Here is a 20,246-nt window from a genome sequence, read left to right on the forward strand (position 1 = left end):
TGTATGGAACAGTATCGCTTAATGATGCGCGGCATCAGCAAAACCTACGGCAGCGCTGCAGCTTTACAAAATGTCGACTTTTTTGTGAAGCCGGGTGAAGTGCATGCCCTGATTGGCGAGAATGGTGCGGGAAAATCCACCCTGTTAAACATTCTTTCCGGCGTGCGCGATGCGGACAGCGGTGAAATCAGCGTGAACGGCCAGACGGTACACATGAAAAACCCGCTCAGTGCGCGTCATGCAGGCATTGCGATGATCCATCAGGAGCTGCAGCATGTTCCCGAACTCTCCGTTGCGCAGAACATGTTTCTGGGCCGCCCGTTAACCAAAGCGAAGGGGTTGTGGGTCGATAAAGCGGCACAGTTAGCGCGTGCCACGTTAATCCTGAAGCGCCTGGATCCGACGATCGATCCTGATATGCCGATTAAGGCGCTAAAGGTTTCGCAACAGCAGGTGGTGGAAATTGCGCGTGCCTTACTGGATGACGCAAAAATCATCGCCATGGATGAGCCGACGTCCAGCCTGACACCGCAAGAGTTTGACCGTCTGGCTGAACTGATTGCCGACCTGAAGTCTCTGGGCGTTTCACTGATCTACGTGTCACATAAGATGAACGAGATCTTCAGCGTGTGCGACCGGGCAACCATCATGCGTGATGGCAAACAGGTCGGGGTCGTTAATATCTGTGATGAAACTGAAGAGAGCATTGTGGCCAAAATGGTGGGCCGCAAGATCGAAAAGCTCGACCACAATGCCTTCGTGACGTCGCAGGAAGTATTACGGGTAGAGAACCTGGGACGGAGCAACGTCATATCGCCTGCAAATTTTAGCGTCAACGCCGGGGAAGTGTTGGGCATTGCAGGACTGGTGGGTGCAGGACGTACCGAACTTCTCAAACTGATCGCCGGTATTGACAGGCGCACCAGCGGCACGGTGCAGGTCAATGGCCGGTTGGTCCCCAACCACAATATCAGCGCGGCGATCCGGGCAGGCATCGGCCTGGTACCGGAAGATCGTAAAAAAGAGGGCATCATCAAAGCGCGCGCCGTGAAGATGAATATGGCGCTGTCGTCTATGCGCCAGTTCACCCTGGCCGGGGTAATCAATAAACTCCGGTTAAATCGCGTGGCGCACGATGTGATGAGCGACCTGAAACTTCGCCCGCTGGATATCGAAAAAACCATCGGCACGCTTAGCGGCGGTAATCAACAGAAAGTGATTATTGGTCGCTGGGTAGCAGCTGATACCAAAGTTTTCTTATTTGATGAGCCAACCCGGGGAATTGATATTGGTGCCAAGTCCGAAATTTACAATCTTATTGAGCGCCTGGCACAGGCAGGTAAAGCGATTATTGTTGTCTCGTCAGAGATGACAGAAATTATTCGTATTTGCGATCGTGTTCTGGTCATGCGGGAAGGGAAGATTACCCAGACATTAACCGGTGATGCGATTACCGAAGAGAATATAGCCCGCTTTGCCATTAAAGAAACAGAAATGGCCTGATCGAACACCTTTAAAGATAAAGGCGATAAACATGACAACGCAAACTAATATGCAGCAGCCAGGGCGTTCTTCGTCGCTGCTTAAATTCAACCTGCGCGATGCCGGAACCTTAATCGGTTTGGTCATTATTGTGGTGACATTCTCATTTTTGTCACCGGTCTTTTTAACCGTTCCCAATCTGCTGAATATTATGCAGCAGTCGTCAATAAATGCCTTAATTGCGCTGGGCATGACCCTGGTAATCATTTCGGGCGGCATTGACTTATCGGTCGGGCCCACGGCGGCGCTGTCCGCCGTATTAGGGGCTACGCTGATGGTTTCTGGCGTACCGGTACCCCTGGCAATCATGGCGACGCTGGGCATCGGGGTCATTAGCGGCATGTTTAGCGGTTCACTGATTGCTTATGCCGGGCTACAACCGTTTATTGTGACGCTGGGCGGTCTGTCGCTGTTTCGCGCCGTTGCCCTGATTTATACCGGTGGCAATCCGGTCTTTGGCATTCCGATGTCGTTCCGTAGCCTGATTAACAGCACGCTATTTGGCGTGCCCACGCCCATCGTGGTGGTGGCGGTCATTGCTTTGTGCTTATGGGTCGTTATGAATAAGACGCCGCTGGGCGAATACATTCTGGCGATTGGCGGTAATGAAGAGGCTGCCCGGGTAGCGGGTGTGCCGGTGAAGCGCACCAAGGTGACGGTGTACGTGATCTCCGGCATGCTGGCGTCACTGGCCTCGTTGATTTTGATTGGTCGCTTGGGCGCGGCGGAACCCACCATTGGCAATCTGTGGGAGCTGGATGCGATTGCCGCCGCCGCCATCGGCGGGGCGTCACTGATGGGAGGGAAAGGCAGTATTTTTGGCACCCTGATCGGCGTCATTATTCTGGGGGCGCTGCGTAATGGATTGACACTGCTTAATATTCAGGCGTTTTATCAATTGCTCGCTACCGGTCTTATTATTATCATAGCGATGTTGATTGACCGAGCGACCCGAGGCAAGTAATGAAGCAAGATCCGCGAGCCATTGGCGCTCAAATTCGTATGCGATTACCCCAACTGACCCCGTTAGAACGGCGCGTGGTTGAGGCGATCACGGCCCGAACCGACATCACTGAACAAACCTCATTAAAAGAGATTGCGCAGGAGAACGGTGTATCGGAAGCGATGATAGTGAAGATAACAAAAAAGCTTAACTTCACGGGATTCAGAAATTTCAGGAGCAGTTTAATTTATTATAACGCGTCTGAAGTGGCCGGTTTGCATGCAGAAATTGAGCCTGATGATTCTTCGGAACAATTACTGGCAAAAGTTTTCCGCACGTCTATTCAGGCTATTGAAGAAACCCTGTCGGTTTTAGATGTGTCCGAATTTAATCGCGCGGCAGATATTATTTTTAAAGCACGTCATATTGATCTTTATGCTGTCGGCGGTTCGGCAACGGTCGCCCGTGATTTATCCCACAAGATGCTAAAAATAGGGATTAAATCCAGCGCCTATGATGATGCCCATATTATGCTGATGTCTGCCGCCGTATTATCTGATGACGATGTGGTAATTGCCATTAGTCACTCAGGCGCAACGCGTGCCGTGAACGATCCGGTGAAATTAGCCGGTCGCAACGGCGCCAGAGTGATTGTCATTACTAATTACGCGGAGTCGCCTATTGCGCGTCATGCGCATGTGGTTCTTAATTCAACTTCTCAGGGATCGCATCTGTTAGGGGAAAACGCCGCGTCACGAATCGCCCAACTGAATATACTGGATGCGCTTTTTGTGGCTATCGCGAAAAAGGATTTGAAGCGGGCGGAGAAAAACCTGATGAAAACCCAGCATGCGGTTCAGGATCTGCGGGAATTCTGAGCATGAGCAAAATTGCAGTCACCGGCAGTCTTCATTACGACATTATGCTGGATGCCCACCATCGCCCTGAAAAAGGCGAAACGGTCATGGGTACCGCGTGCCGCTATAAGTTTGGTGGCAAAGGCGGCAACCAGGCAATCGCAGCGGCCAGTGCGGGCGCGGCGGTGTGTTTTATCGGGGCCGTAGGCGCGGATGAACAGGGCCGGTTCTTACTGAATCGCCTGCAACAGGCGGGTGTAGAAACACAACACGTTGCGGTGCTTAACGACATGCCCTCTGGTATAAGCGTGGCGATTACCGATGCGGAAGGGGATTACGGCGCAGTGGTCGTCTCCAATGCCAACCAGCATATTTCCTGCCTGCCGTTTGCGCAGGCAGATTTCTGGCAGGGCGTTTCGATGCTGGTACTGCAAAATGAGGTGCCGGAAGCGGTGAATCTGGCGGCGGCGCAGGCAGCACGGCAGCAGCATATTCCGGTCTGCATCAATGCGGCACCGGCGCGCCCGCTCTCTGCTGAATTTGAACGCAGCATTGATGTGCTGGTGGTCAATGCGGTTGAAGCGCGAGACATGAGTGGCATTGTGGTCACCGATCTGTCGTCGGCACAGCAGGCGGCAACCCAACTGGCTGCTCGCTTTCCGTGCGTAGTGGTGACCGCCGGTGAACACGGTGTGGCGTTCAGCGAAGCCGGGAATACGCAAACGTTGCCAGCCCGAAAGGTGACGCTGGTCAGTACGCATGGCGCGGGTGACTGTTTCATGGGCGTATTGTGTCAGGCGCTGGCAGACGGTGAGGCGCTGGCGCTGGCCGTCGCGAAGGCCAATGATGCAGCCGCTACGCATGTTTCGCAGCCCATCCGCTAAAAAAAATGCAACGTCAGTGACGTTGCATTATTACGTGATGCGTGGGATTACGAGGCTACTTTCACCACAGTCTTACCGAAGTTTTTACCGTTCAGCATATCAATAAATGCCTTAGGCGCATTTTCCAGCCCGTCAATCACGTGCTCGCGATACTGAATTTTCTTGCTTTCCACCAGCGGCGTCATGGCTTTCAAAAACTCAGGATAGCGGTGGTCATAATCCTGGAAAATGATAAAGCCCTGCATGCGAATGCGCCGGGTCAGAATACCGGCCATGATGCGGGAGGTACGGTCAGGGCCTGGCGGCAGCTCTTTTTGGCTGTAGGCAGAAACCAGTCCGCAAACCGGCACCCGCGCCGCCGGGTTCAGCAGCGGGAAGACCGCATCGAACACCTTACCGCCCACGTTTTCAAAATAGATATCAATGCCATCCGGGCAGGCATTTTTGAGCTGCTCTTCAAAGTCCTGGCTGTGGTGATCGATACAGGCATCAAAGCCCAGATTTTCCACCGCATGACGGCATTTTTCTTCACCACCCGCGACACCTACCACGCGACAGCCTTTCATTTTTCCTAACTGGCCCACGGTCGCGCCCACCGGACCGGTTGCCGCCGCGACAACCAGGGTTTCGCCTTCTTTCGGCTGACCGATATCCATTAAACCCATATAGGCCGTAAATCCGGGCATGCCGAGAATTCCCAGCGCCCAGGAGGGATGCGGGAGGTCGCTATTCAGACGGGCAACGTCTTTACCATCAGACACGGCATATTCCTGCCAGCCGCTCTGGCAAAGCACCCAGTCACCCGCTTTAAATTCACTTTTTTTGGATTCGGCGACCTGACAAACCGTGCCGCCAACCATCGGCTTATCCAGCTCTGCCGGTGGCGCGTAAGATTTCCCTTCATCCATACGTCCGCGCATATAAGGGTCGAGTGACAGATAAATCGTACGCAGTAAGATCTCGCCATCTTTGATTTCAGGTGTCGGCTGCGCAACATAACGGAAGTTGTCTTCCGTTGGTTCACCCTTGGGGCGTGAAGCCAAAAGCCAGGCGTGATTTGTTGTCGATTGTTCAGTCATAAAGTCGTCCTTTGCATGGGCAAACCGCTCAGGGTTGCCGGGAATGAATGGCTAAGTGTAGATGACAGAACAAAGCATGCTTAACCGTGCTGGCGGTCAACGGGCAGGGCAAACAGGACTCGCCCGGCGTACCGCTACGCACAGCGCGCGCCACGTGGCCCGTTCAGATTGCTCCGAATCCAGCGCGTCGTGACGGTGTCACACGGGGAACAGGGGGCACAACGTTATACCGGTCGTCACGGCGTCTGAAGGGCGGTGACGCTGAAAGTCGCGTCAGGTGGCGGGGAAAAAGGGGGCGAAGATGCCCCAGCGTATAACCATGTCGCAGACGGTTCCCGCGCCGTCGGGCGACGGCGCGGGGGCGGGCTTAGTTAAATCGTTCCGGCCGGAAGGTCGCGAGCATGGGATGCCGGACATCGTTGAGGATCTCCTCCGTCAGCAATTCGCCCAGAATCAGTGCCAGCGTCGCGCCCGAATGGGTAAAGGCCACAAAGCAACCGGGGACTTTTTTCAGCTCCCCGACAACCGGTTCACCATCCCCCGGCACGGGTTTCAGGCCAATTTTCCAGCTGTCTGCTTCCAGTGGTGCGCCGTCGCCAAGCAGGTGACCCGCATCCGCCATTAGCTGGCGAATAACGGCATGATCGATGCTGTACTGACCATCAGCATGCGCAACGATATCCTCTTCATACCAGTCATGATCGACCGCCAGCGTACGGCCAGGGTTGGGACGTATCGCCGCGCGGGGCGTATTTAATACCACGTTAAGATCGCGTTCCTGTGCGGTAGTGGTAACCAGCATGGACACCGGCGACCCGTTGGGAATGCGTACACCAAGCGGCGCAACGACATCGGGCGTCCAGGGACCACAGGCGACAAGCACCCGATCGGCCATGATGTCGCCCCGTTTCGCGCTGCGAATGCCTGTGGCCCGCCCACCTGCGGTCAGCACACTGGCTTTGCCTGCCTGTTCAATCACTTCGCCGCCTGCGGCTTTGAAATCCTCAACCAGTTTTGCGGCCAGATGCGGCAGGCTTACCCAGCCCTCACCAGGGTTGGCAATAGCGACGCTGGCCAGCGCGCTGGGGTTAACCTGCGGATCCACCTCATGCACCGTGCGCGGATTAACCAGCCGGGAAGCATAGCCAAGGGCGTTTTCATAATCATGACGCGCTTTGGTGCCCGCCTCGTCATCCGCCGCCCAGAACAGCGCACCGTCAAAGCGCAGCCAGCTGAGATCGGGATGGCGGGCAAACAGGGTGCGGTAGCGGTCAATGCCCGCCATTCTCAGCGCATGGTAAGGCGCGGAACGCTCTCCGGCAGAGTTAAGCCAGGAAAGTGAACGTCCTGATGCGCCAGAGCAGAGTTCGGCTTCGGTGACCAGCGTCACTTTCGCGCCAGCCTGTGCCAGCTGGCATGCCGTGGAAACGCCTAAAATGCCGCCACCCAGTACAACAACGGTTTTGGCCACAGAGTTGTCAGTCATCATGGATTCCTTCTGTCAGAAAATACCCCATTCAGGCAAGGCGTACGCGACTTTGCCGATGGAGTTGCTCAATCAGTTTCAGCACGCCCAGCGCCTCGCTGGCGTCCACTGGCGGCGGGCCGCCGTGTACCAGGGCACGGGCAAGACGGTGATAAAATTCAGGGTAATTGCCGCGCTGCAGCGCCACCGCCTCACTTTGCTCCACGGTGCCCAGCCGGGCTGCGCGTTCAGGCGGCGTTACGCCGTAGGCGCTGTCAGTCGGGGACATGCCCGCGGCCAGCTGCGGCTCCTGGTTATCCAGGCCCCAGTGCGTAAAAGCTCGCTGGCTGCCCAGCAGATGGAAGCGGGGAGCATTAAGCGCGGCCTGGCCATTCATCCACAGCCGCGAACGCACGCCACAGGTATGCAGTAAAGAAACGAAGCAATCCTCATCGCTGTCGGACTGATTGCCGGAATAGCGTGCCAGCTCGGCGCTGGCCTCCTGCACGGGACCAAACAGCTGTATCGCCTGATCGATCAGGTGGCTGCCCAGATCCAGCAGCAGGCCGCCCCCTTGCACAAGCGAAACGCTGTCGCGCCAGTTACCAAATCCGTCAGGTCGCCACCACTCAAAGCGCGACTCAAAGCTTCTGACGGTGCCAAATGCCTCGTCCTGCACCAGGCGTTGCAGCGTCAGAAAATCGCCGTCCCAGCGGCGATTGTGAAAGACCGTTAACAGGGTGCCAGCCTCTCGGGCGGCGTCAATCATCGCTTCCGCCGCGCTGACGTCAGGCGCAAAAGGTTTATCCACCACCAGATGAATACCGCGCAGGCTGGCCTGGACAGCCTGCTCACGGTGCTGAGCGGGCGGCGTCGCCAGCACAATAAGATCCACCGCGATGTCGCCGTTGTCGATCAACTGCAGCAGTGACGGCCAGTCCGGCACAATTCGCGCCTGGGGATAATGCGTTTTTGCCGCGGCGACGCGTTGCGCATTACCGGTCACGATCACCTCAAGACGGTAAGCGGCATCGTGTGAAATCAGTGGGGCATGAAAGACCTTGCCGGCAATGCCAAATCCCACCAGCGCCGTGCGGATGGGACCTGTCACCTTATGCTGTGCCATCAGAGCACCTCCGATAAAAAACGTTGTAAACGGGCAGATTGTGGACGTTCAAATAACTGATCGGGTGGCCCTGCTTCGACAATCTCGCCCTCATCCATAAACACCACCTGGTCGGCCACGCGGCGGGCAAATCCCATCTCATGCGTGACCACCACCATCGTCATGCCGCACTCACAGAGTTCAGCCATCAGCGTCAGCACGCCTTTCACCAGTTCGGGATCGAGCGCCGACGTGGCCTCGTCAAACAGCATCACCTCGGGCTCCATCGCCAGCGCCCGGGCGATCGCGACACGTTGTTGCTGCCCGCCGGAGAGATCGCGCGGACGATGGTCGGCGCGCTGTGCTAAGCCGACCTCAGCCAGACGTTGCCGGGCAATTGTCTCTGCCTCCGTTTTCGAGCGGCCTTTGACTTTCCAGGGAGCCAGCGCGACGTTTTCCAGCGCACTGTGATCGGGGAACAGATTGAAGTGCTGAAAGACCATGCCAATGCGCAACCGCAGCGCATCGGGTTTGTCCTTCAGTACCGAACGCCCGGCCAGCAAGACGTCGCCGCTTTTGGGTTCATGCAGGCGATTGATACCGCGCAGCAGGGTCGATTTTCCCGATCCGGAAGGGCCGATGATGCAGGTGGTGGTGCCGGGCGCGATGGTCAGTGACACATTGCGCAGCACCTCAATCGGGCCGTACGCCAGGGTCAGATTACGCAGCTCCAGGCTTGCGCCGTGAAATGCAGTGGACGTTGCCATCTCAGTGTCCTCGTTCGCTGGTCAGGGAGGCCGTGGGCGTGACGGCGCGTTTTACCGCCACCTCATCAATTTCTTTCAGTCCGCTCTGCGGCGCCGTTGCCCGGCGGCGTCCGGTGCGGTAACGGATGTCAATATGGTTCACCGCATGGGTTAAGGGCACGGTAATCATCAGGTAGAACAGCCCCGCCAGCATCAGCGGTGACAGATTGCCGCTCAGCACCGCGGCATCCTGGCCAACCCGGAACAGTTCGCGCTGGCTGGACATCAGCCCCAGCAGATAAACCAGCGAAGAGTCTTTAATAATCGCGATGAACTGATTCACGATGGCAGGCAAGACGCGGCGGATGCCCTGAGGAATGATCACCAGCCGCATCGCCCGACCATAGCTCATGCCCAGCGCCCGGCAGGCTTCCATCTGGCCTTGCTCAATGCTCTGGATCCCTGAGCGAAAGATTTCGCCCATATAGGCGCTGGCAATCAGACTCAGGGCAAAAATGCCCAGCGGATAAGGTGAGGGGCCAAACAGCTGATAGCTGAAGCGCGCCAGCCCCTGACCAATCAGCAAAATGGTCAGGATAGAGGGCAGGCCGCGAAACAGATCGGTATACAGCCGGGCCGGTACACGCAGCCAGCGCGAAGGCGAAATCCCCATCAGCGCCAGAATCAGGCCGAAAAAGGTGCCCAGCAGCGTGGCGGCCAACGAGATGATCAACGTGTTGACCAGGCCCGTTGCCAGCAGCTGCGGCAGTACGTCCTTCATTGCAGAAAAATCAAAGAAGGTACGGGAAAGAATAGTGATCAGATCCATAGCCGATTCTCTGTTGCGGGTGACGGACAACGCCCGTCACCGAATGTATTCACTCGCACACCGGTTGCGCGGGGACTAATTGTGCTGAGGCAGATACTGTTCAGGCATAGGCGAGCCCGGAAACCACTTCTCATAAAGCTGTTTCCACGTCCCATCCTGCATCGCCGCTTTGATGGCTTTGTCCAGCGCCGCTTTAAAGGCCGGTTTGTTTTTCGCTATCGCCACGCCCGCCGGGGCGTCGAAAGAGGGGATGTTGGCTGCCGTCACCAGTTTGAAGCGGGTGGCATAATCTTTGGCGGCTTCGTAATCAAGGAACATGGCATCAATAGTGCCGTTGTTCAGCGCGGAAACGGCCGCGTTGTTATCGGGAAAGCGCACCAGATCGGTCTGTTTGAAGTTGGCCAGCGCATAGCTTTCCTGCAGCGTGCCCTGAATGACGCCCAGTCGCTTGTGCGCCAGCGTTGCCACGTTTTTCACGCCGGAATCGCTGCGGGTGAGCACCGTCAGGTAACCCGCCAGATAGCCCGTGGAGAAATCAACGGTTTTTTCACGGGCCGGTGTGATTCCGATCGCGGCCACGCCTGCATCATATTGTCCGTTGGCGACGGCGGGCAGGATGGCGGAAAAATCCTGTCCGACAAAATCCACCTTATCAATGCCCATGCGATGGGCGACATTTTTGAAAAATTCGACGTCAAAGCCGGTGAAATTTCCGTCTTTGTCCGTAAAGGTATAGGGTTTCGCGTCGCCCAGGCTGGCGACACGCAGATGGCCCGGTTCAATCAGCCCATAGGGATTGTTGTCGCTGGCTGCCCGTGCACTGACGCTGGTTGAGAGCATTACCGCGAGGCCGAAGACAAAGGCGGTTATTTTGGTTAAACGTTTATGCGATGTCATAAAGCTCTTCCATTTTGCAGGTGAAACGTCGAAGGTCACTGAGCCAGTACTGTCTGATTGAGACCGGTCTCAATGCGGGTCAAAATGAAACCGGTAGTTGTTGTGAGACCGGTCTCAAGTGGATACAATGATATTAAGCACACGCTTTCAGCAGCGTCAATTACGATGTTATCAACTTGTGATTCAAAATAATTATGACCAGCAAAAAACAGCAAGTACGCGGACCCACAGTAGCCGATGTGGCACGTCAGGCGGGCGTGTCAAAAGCCCAGGCGGCCAGAGCATTGGGCGGCTATGGCGCCGTAAGTGAAGAGGTACAAATCCGCGTCACCCAGGCGGCAGAAACCCTGGGTTACCGGCCCAATGAGCTGGCGCGCAGCATGAATACCGGGCGTTCGAACACGATTGGCGTGATCGTTGGCGATATTGAAAACCCGCATTTCGGCCTTGCGCTGCGTGGCATGGCGGATGTGGCGCGCCAGGCGGGGTTTCATTTGCTGCTCAGCAACAGCGATGAAACCGTGGAAGAGGAACGGGAAGCCGTGCGCGTCATGCTGGACAAGCGCGTTGATGGCATCATCGTGGCCCCCTGCAGCTCGCTGGCGTGTGATAACGACCATCTTAAACAGGTGCTGACGGAAGGCCGCGCGCTGATGACGTTTGATCGTTCTGTCGAAGGACTGGACGTGGAAACCATTCAGGCAGACTTTCTGAAGGTGGCGAAAGAGGCGACGCAACTGTTGCTTAACGCCGGACATCACCGCATTGCATACCTTTCCAGTATGCGCACAGCCGCGTCTTACACTCACGCGATGAGCTTAGGGCCCACGCCGGTGGCACAGCGGGTAAAAGGGATGATCGACGCCCATCAGGATGCCGGTAGGGCACTTGACCCGAAGCTGGTGCGGCTGAATGCCCTTAACGAAGAGTGTATTGAACAGATTCTGACGGAACTTCTCTCGCTTCCCGAACCGCCCAGTGCGCTCATTGCGTCCGACAACCTGATTGCAATGGGGATTTTACGCGGACTGGCCAGACGTGGGTTGCGTGTGCCCGACGATATTTCGTTTGTGATGTACGATGATTTTCCCTGGACCGAACTGATGACACCCGCACTTACGGTTGTGGCCCAGCCGGTTTATGAGATGGGCCGCGAAGCCGCGCGCCGGTTAATCTGCCATATCCGGCAGCAGCCCGCCGGCGCGTTACCGGCATTCGACAGCTGGATGGTGGTGCGGGGATCGGTCGGGCCAGTGCGGGCAGGAGGAAAGCCGGTTCCAGCCGCCTGGGCGCTGAGCAAATAGGGGATTGTTCTTACAGCGGTCTTACTGCCGTGTCCCGTCATTATCCTCAGACGAGCAGGCCCGAGCGGTCAGTCAGGCTGCCGAGGTTGCCTGCATGACGCAATTTGCGCAGCAGCATGCCTTTTGCAGCGGAGTCGTTTACGCATCCTGTTGAAGGTCATACAAAAAATTTATTTTTATTAGTGAATTAATTTCACCCGGTAATAATCAACGGAAACTATCACAACAATACATAATGCCAGGGTCTTAACAGCCGATAACCAGATTAGTCAACTCAGATTACGGTCGTGGTTATGCGCTTTAATGTATTAAAAAATGTCTTTTCCTTTCTTAACGATCTTCGCAGCGGGCGTAGATCGGCGCCGTTCAGGGCGCTTGACAGCGCGATGCCGGTTATTGAATTCAGTCCTGACGGAACGATTCAGAAAGCCAGCCCGCTTTTCCTGACCGCAATGGGCTACGAGGCGCACGAAATAATTGGGCAACATCACAGCATGTTCTGCCCGTCTTCCCTGACGGATTCACCTGAATACCGCCATTTCTGGCAGCGCCTTGCCGCCGGTGACGTTCGCAGTGGTAAACATCTGCGGCTGGCTAAAGGAAACCGTCCTGTCTGGCTGGAAGCCAGTTATATCCCGGTCAGGAACCGCCGTGGCAGGGTGTGCAAAATCATTAAGATAGCGGCGGACATCTCAGAACGCATAGAGGCAGGGCTGGAACAGGAATCTGTGATCAACGCCATCAACCGGTCAATGGCTGTGATTGAGTTCAGTCCTGACGGTCGTGTCCTGGATGCTAATGACAATTTCCTGAAAACGACCGGTTACAAACGTGAGCAGGTTGTGGGTCAACACCATCGGATGTTCTGTTCAGAACAGCTTTCTGCAAGCGACGAATACCGGCAGTTCTGGAAAAGGCTTAATCAGGGCGAATTTTTTTCGGGGCAGTTTCCCAGACTCAATCATCACGGGAAGCCACTCTGGCTGCGCGCGACGTATAATCCTGTTTTTAACAGCAATGGCGAATTATATAAAATCGTCAAGTTTGCCACGGATGTGACCGAACAGGTTTTGAATAACCAAAAAGAGCACGATGCCGCCGTACAGGCCTGGGAAATGGCTGTACAGACGCTGGGAAATGCGCAGAATGGGGCGAATGTAATTGAGAGTAGTATTGAAGTTGTGGACCGGATCGCGCAGGACATGAACGCGATCTCCGCTGACATCGCGCGCCTCAACAGCCAGTCAGGAAGCATTGACGGCATGGTAGAGACCATCAGACGGTTTGCGACACAAACACGGCTTATTGCCCTTAACGCCGCGATTGAAGCTGCCAGAGCAGGGGCGTCCGGCAGGAGCTTTGCGGTTGTGGCCGCCGAAGTGCGCGCGCTGGCGGCAAGCGTCAGCGGGGCCACAGAAGAAATAGAACAGGTGGTATCAAATAATAATCAGCTGGCCCGGGAAGTGCTGAAAGGTATGGAACTCAACCAGAAAAATACGGAGCAGGGCGTCATACTGATGCGCGAGGCCGGCGAGGTCATCGCCATCATTAAGAAAAACTCGGAACGCGTGGAAGGGGCGGTCAGGGAGTTTACGCATACGGTTGAAACTGAGTAACGAATCCGCTTTAGCCGTTTTATCATTCAGCATTATCCTGCTTTCTGAGCACAGGGATGTCCTTCAGTGCAGCGCCTTGCTTTTTTAACTTTTGCCTTTCAGGGAAAGGATACGCCATGTTGATAAACATTCGTCACGGAGCGCAGTCTTCGCCACGCTCCGCAGACATTCTGCGATTGCCCGATCAGGAGCGTGATGAGGTACTCAACCACTTCGCCGCCCTGACCAGCACGTTGCTGGGCATACCGACCAGCTTTATATCCGTTCTTGATGAGCAGCATCAGACGTTTCGCGCAAAGTACAACACGACGCTGTGTCAGACTGATCGCAAGGATGCATTCTGCCGCTTCGTCGTGGAGAGCGCGATTCCGGTCATTGTGCCAGATACCTTGCTGGACGCACGTTTCGCCACGAATCCGCTTGTCACGGGGGAGCCTTACCTCCGCTTCTACGCGGGCGTGCCGTTGATCAACGCGCAAGGAAAGGTTATGGGGACGCTATGCGTCACAGACAGTCAGCCACACGCCTTTCCGGCTGAAAAGGTCAGGTTGCTCAGCCGACTTGCCGCGATGGTGACGGTCTTTCTGAAGGCCTGGCAGGTCGCGGGATTAACGGATGCGGTAACAGGCTTGCCTAACCGTCAGCAACTCATCCGCCATCTGGATCAACTGTCTGAGGCGGGGCATTCCGACGTCCTCAGGCTCACCGTTATCGACTGCATTGATATGCCCCGAGCCTATGAACTGGCCCGGGCACTGGGCATGCCGCCAGTGGAAGCGCTCCTGCGGGACAGCGGGCGTCTGTTGCAAAACAAGCTGGCGCTGGGGCCTGAAAAAATTTTTTACACGGTAGCCACTGGGCGCTTTGCCTTCCTGTCCCGCTCAGATGAGCCGTTTTCGGCCGATGCTGTTCTTGAAGCAATGCGCGACGTGCGGCCTCTCGCGCCCGAAGGTCTTGCTATGGACCTGACATTGTACGCGGGCGATGTCTGCTTTACGCCAGCGGCGCTACCGGCCCAGGAAGCCCTGCGGCGCGCGGTCAGCGCACTTCACGAAGCCATCAGCATCAATGGTGGCGCTCGTTCGTTTAGTGAGGTGAGTGACAGCAGGCGCAATGGCGATTTCATGTTGATGAACGATCTGTCGGCAGCCCTTAAAACCGGTACAGGCGGGCTGTATCTGGTTTATCAGCCCCGGCTTTCCTTATCTGATGTGCAACCGACGGGATTTGAGGCGCTGATACGCTGGTGTCATCCCGAGCGGGGCGAGCTTTCGCCCGCCGAATTTCTGCCCGCAGCGCAGTTAACCAGCCTGATGAGCGATATCACTGACTGGGTGATTACGGAGGTGATCCGTCAGCTGCGCGTCTGGTTATCCGAGGGCATCGGTCTGCCGGTATCCGTTAACGTCAGTGTCAGCGACCTTGCACGAAGTGGCTTTATTGACCACCTTGACGCGAAGATGGCGCAGGCCCAACTGCCACCCGCTCTGCTGGAGTTCGAATGTCTTGAAACGGAGCTGGCCACGGAAAATCCTGCCGCCCTGGCAATGATGGCGCAGTTAAGACAACGAGGATATCGTCTTTCGCTGGACGATTTTGGTGCCGGTTACAGTAATATTGGTTATCTGCGCAGGATGCCGGTGGACGTTATCAAGCTTGACAGGGCGCTGATAGCCGATTTGACCTCGAATGAAGCAAGCCGCATTATCGCATCGAGCGTGATAGGTATGCTGAAATCTCTGAACTATGTTGTTGTGGCTGAAGGCGTTGAAATACCAGAGGCTCTGGATATGCTCGCTTCATGGGGATGCGATCAGGCACAGGGTTTTTACATTTCTCATCCCTTGCTTCCGCAGGCACTAAAAAGCTGGCTCTCCACCTTTAAATACGGTCAGCTGGGCCACGCAACGTAAATAACGTCCGGTTGCTGGCCCGTTGGATAAAGGATGACGGGCGGTAAGGTGTGGCCTGGCGCTTAACCAAGCCGGCTTATTCCACAGAGGGGGATAATCCTTTAAGTTTAGTCATTCCTTCATGATTAATTTCGTCATCCGCGCCATCGACAGCCCTCGAAATGGTGAGCAGGCTCTGAAATTCACTGAGCAGGAGCGCGGCGTCAGACTTCAGCAGATCATCGCATTCAGCAGAGTCGATGACGGTGTTAATGGCTTTGTTAGCACTTTCAATCATTTCAGTCACGCCGCCTTCTTTACTCACCGCCAGCACAAGTGCGCTGATGAGCAGAGACTGCGCCTCAACACGGGCTGTTAACTGCTTCATCCCTGCGTCGATATGCGATATTTTAGCCAGCATGCTAAGTACAACGTTTTTCATTATCGTCCCTCTTAAACTTTCAAACGGAATCGGTCAGCAAGTTGCTCTCAAATTAAAACCGGTCTGTCCGGTTGGCCATAATCAGTGCCATTGTGCTTCTGTGGATAAGATGGGGCACTCTGCCGCCAGCCCCAGCCTGTCATCCCGTCTGAGATAATGACAAAACATCAGGCGTCAGGGTTCCGCTGTTCCGGCAATGCCTGGATAATTTTTTCCTGAACCTGTCTTATCCCGTCGCGCAGGCTGGCCAGGGTTTCAAACGGGATGCCCATTTCACAAATCATCGCTGCAGGTACGCCTGTGGCCCGCCTTTCAAGTTCACGGCCTGCTTCAGTCAGGCGAATAATCACTCTGCGTTCATCATGACCGGTATCGCGCAGGCGACTGATAAAGCCTGCCTGCTCAAGTCGCTTGAGGAGATGGCTGAGCGTGCCGGAGTCCAGTTGCACGCGCTGACCTACCTCAGAGACCGTGATGCCATCCTTTTCCCACAAGACCAGCAGCGCCAGATACTGTGGATAGGTCAGCCCCAGCGGTTTCAGGTGAGGCTGATAAAGCTTTGTCATAGCCAGCGAGGCCGAGTAAAGCGCAAAGCAGAGAAACTCCTCCAGACACTGAGGTTGGGTGTCTTTACTCGCGCTGGCGTCATTAATCTCTTTCATGCCGGGGCTCCAGATAAGGGGGAAGCCGGCAAGCGTTCGGTGAATCGTGTGATGCGACAGACGTCAGGAAGCCGGAAACACAAGATATCACGGACACGTCATGGATGCTTTAAACCGCGGCCAAACTGAACGTGACCGCAATCATATCGACGTCAATTAAGTTGTGTTCAATTTATTTTGTAAAGTCTGTGCAGTTGACGCGTCTGCGGCCGATAGAACCTGACAGTGACATAACATTCGGGAAAATATAATGAAGGTTTCGACGCGTCTTGCTACAGGCTTTGGTTTACTTGTTCTGCTTTTAATTATCTGTACGGGCACTGCGTTACATGCGCTGACCGATGCACAGCGCGGCATGAATGACGCGATAAACAACAAAATGAAACGGTTTGCGATCGTTCTGGATATGCGTGGTGATATCCGCGATATGGCCATCGCCGCACGCAATCTGGCGTTGCTGACGGATGAGAAGGAATCCAGGCCCGAATGGGACCGTATGACGACACAGCGGGAAAAATATATCCACGAGCGGGAGCAACTGGTTGAAAGCATGACACACAGCGTCAGTGCACAGGGTAAAACCGTGCTGGATGAAATACTGGCAGCTGAAGATGACGCCATGCAAACCCTGATGACCGCGGCCAAAATGGGGCTGGAAAACCGTCAGCAGGACGCGACTGTCTACCTGATGAAGACTGCGCGACCGGCTCAGCAAAAGCTTCTGAAACTGCTCAACCAACTGACAGAGATTCAGAAGGCGCAGACCGTTCTTACGGTTGGCGAGACCAGCGAGACCGTTTCCCGCACAAGAGCAATGCTGATCGTGCTGACCCTGCTGTCAGTGCTGACTGCCGTAGCGGGCTGCATGATTGTCAGCCGCAGCCTGATGCGCCAGCTGGGTGGCGAACCAGCTCAGGCTCAGGCGCTCGCCGCCGCCATCGCCGCCGGAGACCTGACGGGACCGGTCGTGCTGCGCCGCAATGACACAACCAGCCTGCTGGCCTCACTGGATGGGATGCAGGCGAACCTGCGTGGCCTGGTGTCAAAAATTAAGGATTCGTCCGCCTCCGTTGCGCTGGCCGCCGATGAGATTTCACAAGGCAATACGGAACTGTCATCCCGCACCGAGCAACAGGCCGCGGCGCTGCAGGAAACCGCGGCCAGCATGGAGCAGCTTTCCGCCACTGTGAAAAGTAACGCGGCGGGTGCCCGGCAGACAGCCGAGTCCGCCCGTGAGACCGCGCAGCTGGCCCGCAGCGGCGAAACGGATGTGAAGCGTATGTCAGACACGATGCACGACATTTCCGTCAGCGCCACCAAAGTGCGTGACATCACCTCCGTCATTGAGAGCATCGCGTTCCAGACCAACATCCTTGCCCTGAACGCCGCTGTCGAAGCGGCGCGGGCAGGCGAGGACGGACGCGGGTTCGCCGTGGTGGCGGGTGAAGTCAGAACGCTCGCACAGCGCAGCGCCACGGCCGCAAAAGACATTAAAACGCTGATCGAGCAGGCCGTTACGCAGGTGGAGAGCGGCGTCACGGTGGCCTCCTCAACCGGTCAAAGCATCCTGAAAATCGTCGGCATGGTCGGCGAACTGGCTGAATCCATGGACGAGCTTTCCCTGGCATCATCTGAACAGATGCAGGGCATCTCGCAGGTAAGTATCGCCGTCAGCCAGATGGACGGTGTGACGCAAAACAACGCGGCGCTGGTGGAGGAATCCTCCTCCGCCTCACAGTCGCTTTCTGAGCAGGCGCATGCCCTGCGCACGATGGTAGAAACCTTTAAGGTATGACACCCGGTAAATCAGACGCCGCGTAACGGCTCAGATGTATCCCTCTGAATGACGGCGTGGGAGGTCAGGGAGAATCAGCGGAGGTGGGGAATAACCCATTCACTTCCGCTTTCGCCAGCAAACTGCGTCATATGGGCCGGGCGTTAAGCCCGGCCCATCCCAGTGCTGTGTTAACGAGCGGCGCCGGGCAGAGGGGCTGCCTGCGGTCAGGATGTGCGACTGCGAGGGTGAACAATATTTTATGCTGTATGACAGGCCATAACGTGATTGGGCAGCTTCCCGTCAATCACGACTTCAACGTTTCTTATTATCTGCTTCATCTGAACCCCGCCTCAGAGCCTGTTCAGGCGCGACAGATCGCCTTCTCCATGGGGACGTTTTGCTTGCCGCTGGGTTCGGTTGCGGTGATGAATACGCTGCCGGCGGGAAGGGGCCGGACGGCCATCGAAAACGGAAATCATCCTGTTAACCGGGCCGTTTTTTGCGTCCTGCAGGAAGCGGTCCAGCAGGCGCTGCCGGGCCGCTTCGGTCAGGATGCTATACTGTAAGAACGTTTACTTTACGGAGGCTTCATGGGGTCCAGAGAAGATACCGAAGAAAAAGCGCTTGAACTGGCGGGTAAAGTTATCTCGCAGTTGCTTAGCGAAAAAGCCAGTGTAAAGAAAGAAGAGATTATCTGCGCGCTACACCGCCTGGGGCAGGAAACCGGAGACTGGCGGGTGCGGGCAGGCTGTGAGAAGGCCGTGCTGATGATGAAACGCAGAGTTCACTGACCTCTGCGACACGCTCTGTCACGTGTATCAGCCGATGCTGTCAGGAAGTTAGTGGCCGTTTCCCGCCCATAACTGGAGATGTCTTTCTCCGAAAAAATTGCTGTCTTCACTGGCTGCGCCGCTTAAAAGTCTGCGGGTCTGGCGCAAAGCGTGATCGATAAGCTGACGCCGGGCATCATCAGTTTCCGTTTCGAGCATCCTGTTCAGCTGCACGCGCAGCGCCTCAGAACTTATGTCTGCATCATCTTCAAGCAGCGTCAGCAGGGCTTCGCCGATAACAATGTTTACCTTTTCTTCTTCACTCCTGAACATATCAACCTTCTTGTTGCTGGCAGTAAAAGTCCGTTGCGGCGGACAAGCGGTATTGCGCTAAAGCATCATTTTTGTATGTTTTTCGAGTGTAGTCCCGGCCACCCGAAACTGTAAAATCAGAACATGCCTTGTCCGCCCGGGAGCCAGCATCGTTAATAAGCATACGCTGCGTCAGGTCCCGCAGGCTGACTCCTGCAAGCGCTGTCTCGTAAAGAAGAAGACAAGCAGCAAACCTGTTCGGGATGGTGGTAAGAATCTTCTTAAAAGACCGGGTGTGGAAACTGTACACGACCCAATCATGGTGTACAAATTTTATTTTGTTAACGCTGTTTTAAATAGATAAAAAATCTGTAGAAAGCGAAGCGGTGAATCTAAAACCCTTTATTCTTCCGACGTAAATCTATGTTTATTCCTGTTTTTATTCAAAATTACAGCCATGCTTATATCCTCATAAACATTTTACACAATCAAAAGGTAACAGATATGAGCAACAGACGTGGTGGCGCGGGAAATTTCGCGGAAAATCCCCAGCGCGCGGCGGAAGCCGGAAGGAAAGGCGGAGCCGCCAGTAGCGGTAATTTTAAAAATAACCCGGAAAGAGCGGTTGAGGCCGGACGAAAAGGGGGTAAGGCAAGCCGCCGGGGCAGCGCACAGGAAACCGCTTCCCGGACTGGTTGAGGGGCCGCCTTTGCGACTTGCGGGCTTGCGGCTTTCCCCGCCTGTTTTAAAGAGGACCTTAGCAGTACTGGATTAACAAGACGAAAGGGCTGTAAATCAGTGGCCCGGTAAGCCTGCCGGGCCGTCTCGTTAACAAGTTTTATACGCTGTTGGCCCTGTTCTTCAGGGCGGGCTCATGATTTTCAGTGAGGATACGCGAAAAGCGCCTGAACGGCTCATCATCCCTGATAATGTTGATTCTTCTCTGTTTTATCGGGATAAAAAAAACCGCCCGTAGGCGGTTAAGTCATCTTCCATGCAACAAGATCTTTCCTTAGAGGGATAGCCTCAATCAGCCTGGTCCTGCAGGCACTTCCCTGCAAGCGTAAACGGCAAAAAACTTCCGCATTGATATTCCATCCTGCCCCCGGTCATCACGCTTTTGT

Annotated in this window: 20 protein-coding genes; 12 read left to right on the forward strand and 8 right to left on the reverse strand. The window is 55.4% G+C overall.

Going from position 1 to position 20,246, the window contains the following annotated elements; genetic code table 11:
• The first annotated feature begins 3 nt into the window (after positions 1-3).
• The 4 genes from RAC90_RS04835 to RAC90_RS04850 are packed head-to-tail and all read left to right on the forward strand — an operon-like array spanning position 4 to position 4,226.
• Entirely contained in the window at positions 4-1,503 is a 1,500-nt protein-coding gene (locus tag RAC90_RS04835) for a sugar ABC transporter ATP-binding protein (RefSeq protein ID WP_054633807.1), read from the forward strand.
• Positions 1,504-1,534: 31 nt separating this feature from the next.
• Positions 1,535-2,506 carry an ABC transporter permease gene (locus tag RAC90_RS04840; RefSeq protein WP_054633806.1) on the forward strand — a complete coding sequence of 324 codons (972 nt, stop codon included), beginning with the start codon at positions 1,535-1,537 and terminating at the stop codon, positions 2,504-2,506.
• Entirely contained in the window at positions 2,506-3,363 is an 858-nt protein-coding gene (locus RAC90_RS04845; protein ID WP_054633805.1) for a MurR/RpiR family transcriptional regulator, read from the forward strand. Before RAC90_RS04840 ends, RAC90_RS04845 begins: the two co-directional genes overlap by 1 nt.
• A 2-nt stretch (positions 3,364-3,365) precedes the next feature.
• Positions 3,366-4,226, forward strand: a complete 861-nt coding sequence (locus tag RAC90_RS04850) for a PfkB family carbohydrate kinase (protein ID WP_375124030.1) — start codon at positions 3,366-3,368, stop codon at positions 4,224-4,226.
• 47 nt (positions 4,227-4,273) lie between these two features.
• On the opposite strand, the gene RAC90_RS04855 is transcribed toward RAC90_RS04850, so the two are convergent.
• From RAC90_RS04855 to RAC90_RS04880, 6 genes are all read right to left on the reverse strand, one after another.
• The gene (locus RAC90_RS04855; RefSeq protein ID WP_375124031.1) at positions 4,274-5,305 is read right to left on the reverse strand and encodes an NADP-dependent oxidoreductase; all 1,032 of its coding nucleotides are present in this window, start codon (positions 5,303-5,305) and stop codon (positions 4,274-4,276) included.
• A 367-nt stretch (positions 5,306-5,672) separates the two neighbouring features.
• Positions 5,673-6,794 carry an NAD(P)/FAD-dependent oxidoreductase gene (locus tag RAC90_RS04860; protein ID WP_375124032.1) on the reverse strand — a complete coding sequence of 374 codons (1,122 nt, stop codon included), beginning with the start codon at positions 6,792-6,794 and terminating at the stop codon, positions 5,673-5,675.
• Between the two features lie 28 nt (positions 6,795-6,822).
• The gene (locus RAC90_RS04865) at positions 6,823-7,896 is read right to left on the reverse strand and encodes a Gfo/Idh/MocA family oxidoreductase (protein ID WP_375124033.1); all 1,074 of its coding nucleotides are present in this window, start codon (positions 7,894-7,896) and stop codon (positions 6,823-6,825) included.
• Positions 7,896-8,642, reverse strand: a complete 747-nt coding sequence (locus tag RAC90_RS04870; RefSeq protein WP_058708170.1) for an amino acid ABC transporter ATP-binding protein — start codon at positions 8,640-8,642, stop codon at positions 7,896-7,898. Before RAC90_RS04870 ends, RAC90_RS04865 begins: the two co-directional genes overlap by 1 nt.
• A 1-nt stretch (position 8,643) precedes the next feature.
• Positions 8,644-9,450 (reverse strand): amino acid ABC transporter permease, encoded by an 807-nt coding sequence (locus tag RAC90_RS04875; RefSeq protein ID WP_058708169.1) that lies wholly within the window; start codon positions 9,448-9,450, stop codon positions 8,644-8,646.
• Positions 9,451-9,525: 75 nt separating this feature from the next.
• On the reverse strand, positions 9,526-10,347 hold the full coding sequence (locus tag RAC90_RS04880; RefSeq protein ID WP_324019711.1) for an ABC transporter substrate-binding protein: 822 nt from the start codon (positions 10,345-10,347) through the stop codon (positions 9,526-9,528).
• Positions 10,348-10,541: 194 nt separating this feature from the next.
• Between RAC90_RS04880 and RAC90_RS04885 the strand changes: the two genes are divergently transcribed.
• The 3 genes from RAC90_RS04885 (at position 10,542) to RAC90_RS04895 (ending at position 15,180) form a co-directional block, all read left to right on the forward strand.
• Positions 10,542-11,651 carry a LacI family DNA-binding transcriptional regulator gene (locus tag RAC90_RS04885; RefSeq protein ID WP_375124034.1) on the forward strand — a complete coding sequence of 370 codons (1,110 nt, stop codon included), beginning with the start codon at positions 10,542-10,544 and terminating at the stop codon, positions 11,649-11,651.
• 293 nt (positions 11,652-11,944) lie between these two features.
• The gene (locus RAC90_RS04890) at positions 11,945-13,267 is read left to right on the forward strand and encodes a PAS domain-containing protein (RefSeq protein ID WP_375124035.1); all 1,323 of its coding nucleotides are present in this window, start codon (positions 11,945-11,947) and stop codon (positions 13,265-13,267) included.
• A gap of 116 nt (positions 13,268-13,383) precedes the next feature.
• The gene (locus RAC90_RS04895; protein ID WP_039340403.1) at positions 13,384-15,180 is read left to right on the forward strand and encodes an EAL domain-containing protein; all 1,797 of its coding nucleotides are present in this window, start codon (positions 13,384-13,386) and stop codon (positions 15,178-15,180) included.
• A gap of 76 nt (positions 15,181-15,256) precedes the next feature.
• Here RAC90_RS04895 and iraP read toward each other — a convergent pair whose 3' ends face one another.
• Positions 15,257-15,601 carry an anti-adapter protein IraP gene (iraP, locus tag RAC90_RS04900; protein WP_033741400.1) on the reverse strand — a complete coding sequence of 115 codons (345 nt, stop codon included), beginning with the start codon at positions 15,599-15,601 and terminating at the stop codon, positions 15,257-15,259.
• Positions 15,602-15,768: 167 nt separating this feature from the next.
• On the reverse strand, positions 15,769-16,263 hold the full coding sequence (locus RAC90_RS04905; protein WP_033741402.1) for a MarR family winged helix-turn-helix transcriptional regulator: 495 nt from the start codon (positions 16,261-16,263) through the stop codon (positions 15,769-15,771).
• Positions 16,264-16,513: 250 nt separating this feature from the next.
• Here RAC90_RS04905 and RAC90_RS04910 point away from each other — a divergent pair, with 250 nt between their 5' ends.
• The 5 genes from RAC90_RS04910 (at position 16,514) to RAC90_RS04930 (ending at position 19,821) form a co-directional block, all read left to right on the forward strand.
• Positions 16,514-18,058, forward strand: coding sequence for a methyl-accepting chemotaxis protein (locus tag RAC90_RS04910; RefSeq protein WP_033741404.1), 1,545 nt, complete (start codon positions 16,514-16,516; stop codon positions 18,056-18,058).
• Between the two features lie 227 nt (positions 18,059-18,285).
• Positions 18,286-18,606, forward strand: a complete 321-nt coding sequence (locus RAC90_RS04915; RefSeq protein ID WP_033741406.1) for a hypothetical protein — start codon at positions 18,286-18,288, stop codon at positions 18,604-18,606.
• A 24-nt stretch (positions 18,607-18,630) separates the two neighbouring features.
• A complete protein-coding gene (locus RAC90_RS04920; RefSeq protein ID WP_033741409.1) occupies positions 18,631-18,831 on the forward strand; it encodes a hypothetical protein in 201 nt (66 codons plus the stop codon).
• Positions 18,832-18,981: 150 nt separating this feature from the next.
• Positions 18,982-19,257 carry a hypothetical protein gene (locus tag RAC90_RS04925; protein ID WP_133745223.1) on the forward strand — a complete coding sequence of 92 codons (276 nt, stop codon included), beginning with the start codon at positions 18,982-18,984 and terminating at the stop codon, positions 19,255-19,257.
• A gap of 369 nt (positions 19,258-19,626) precedes the next feature.
• Positions 19,627-19,821 carry a general stress protein gene (locus tag RAC90_RS04930; protein WP_058702020.1) on the forward strand — a complete coding sequence of 65 codons (195 nt, stop codon included), beginning with the start codon at positions 19,627-19,629 and terminating at the stop codon, positions 19,819-19,821.
• Positions 19,822-20,246: the final 425 nt, after the last annotated feature.

The organism is Pantoea sp. CS_6 (assembly GCF_041954745.1).
GTDB lineage: Bacteria > Pseudomonadota > Gammaproteobacteria > Enterobacterales > Enterobacteriaceae > Pantoea > Pantoea stewartii.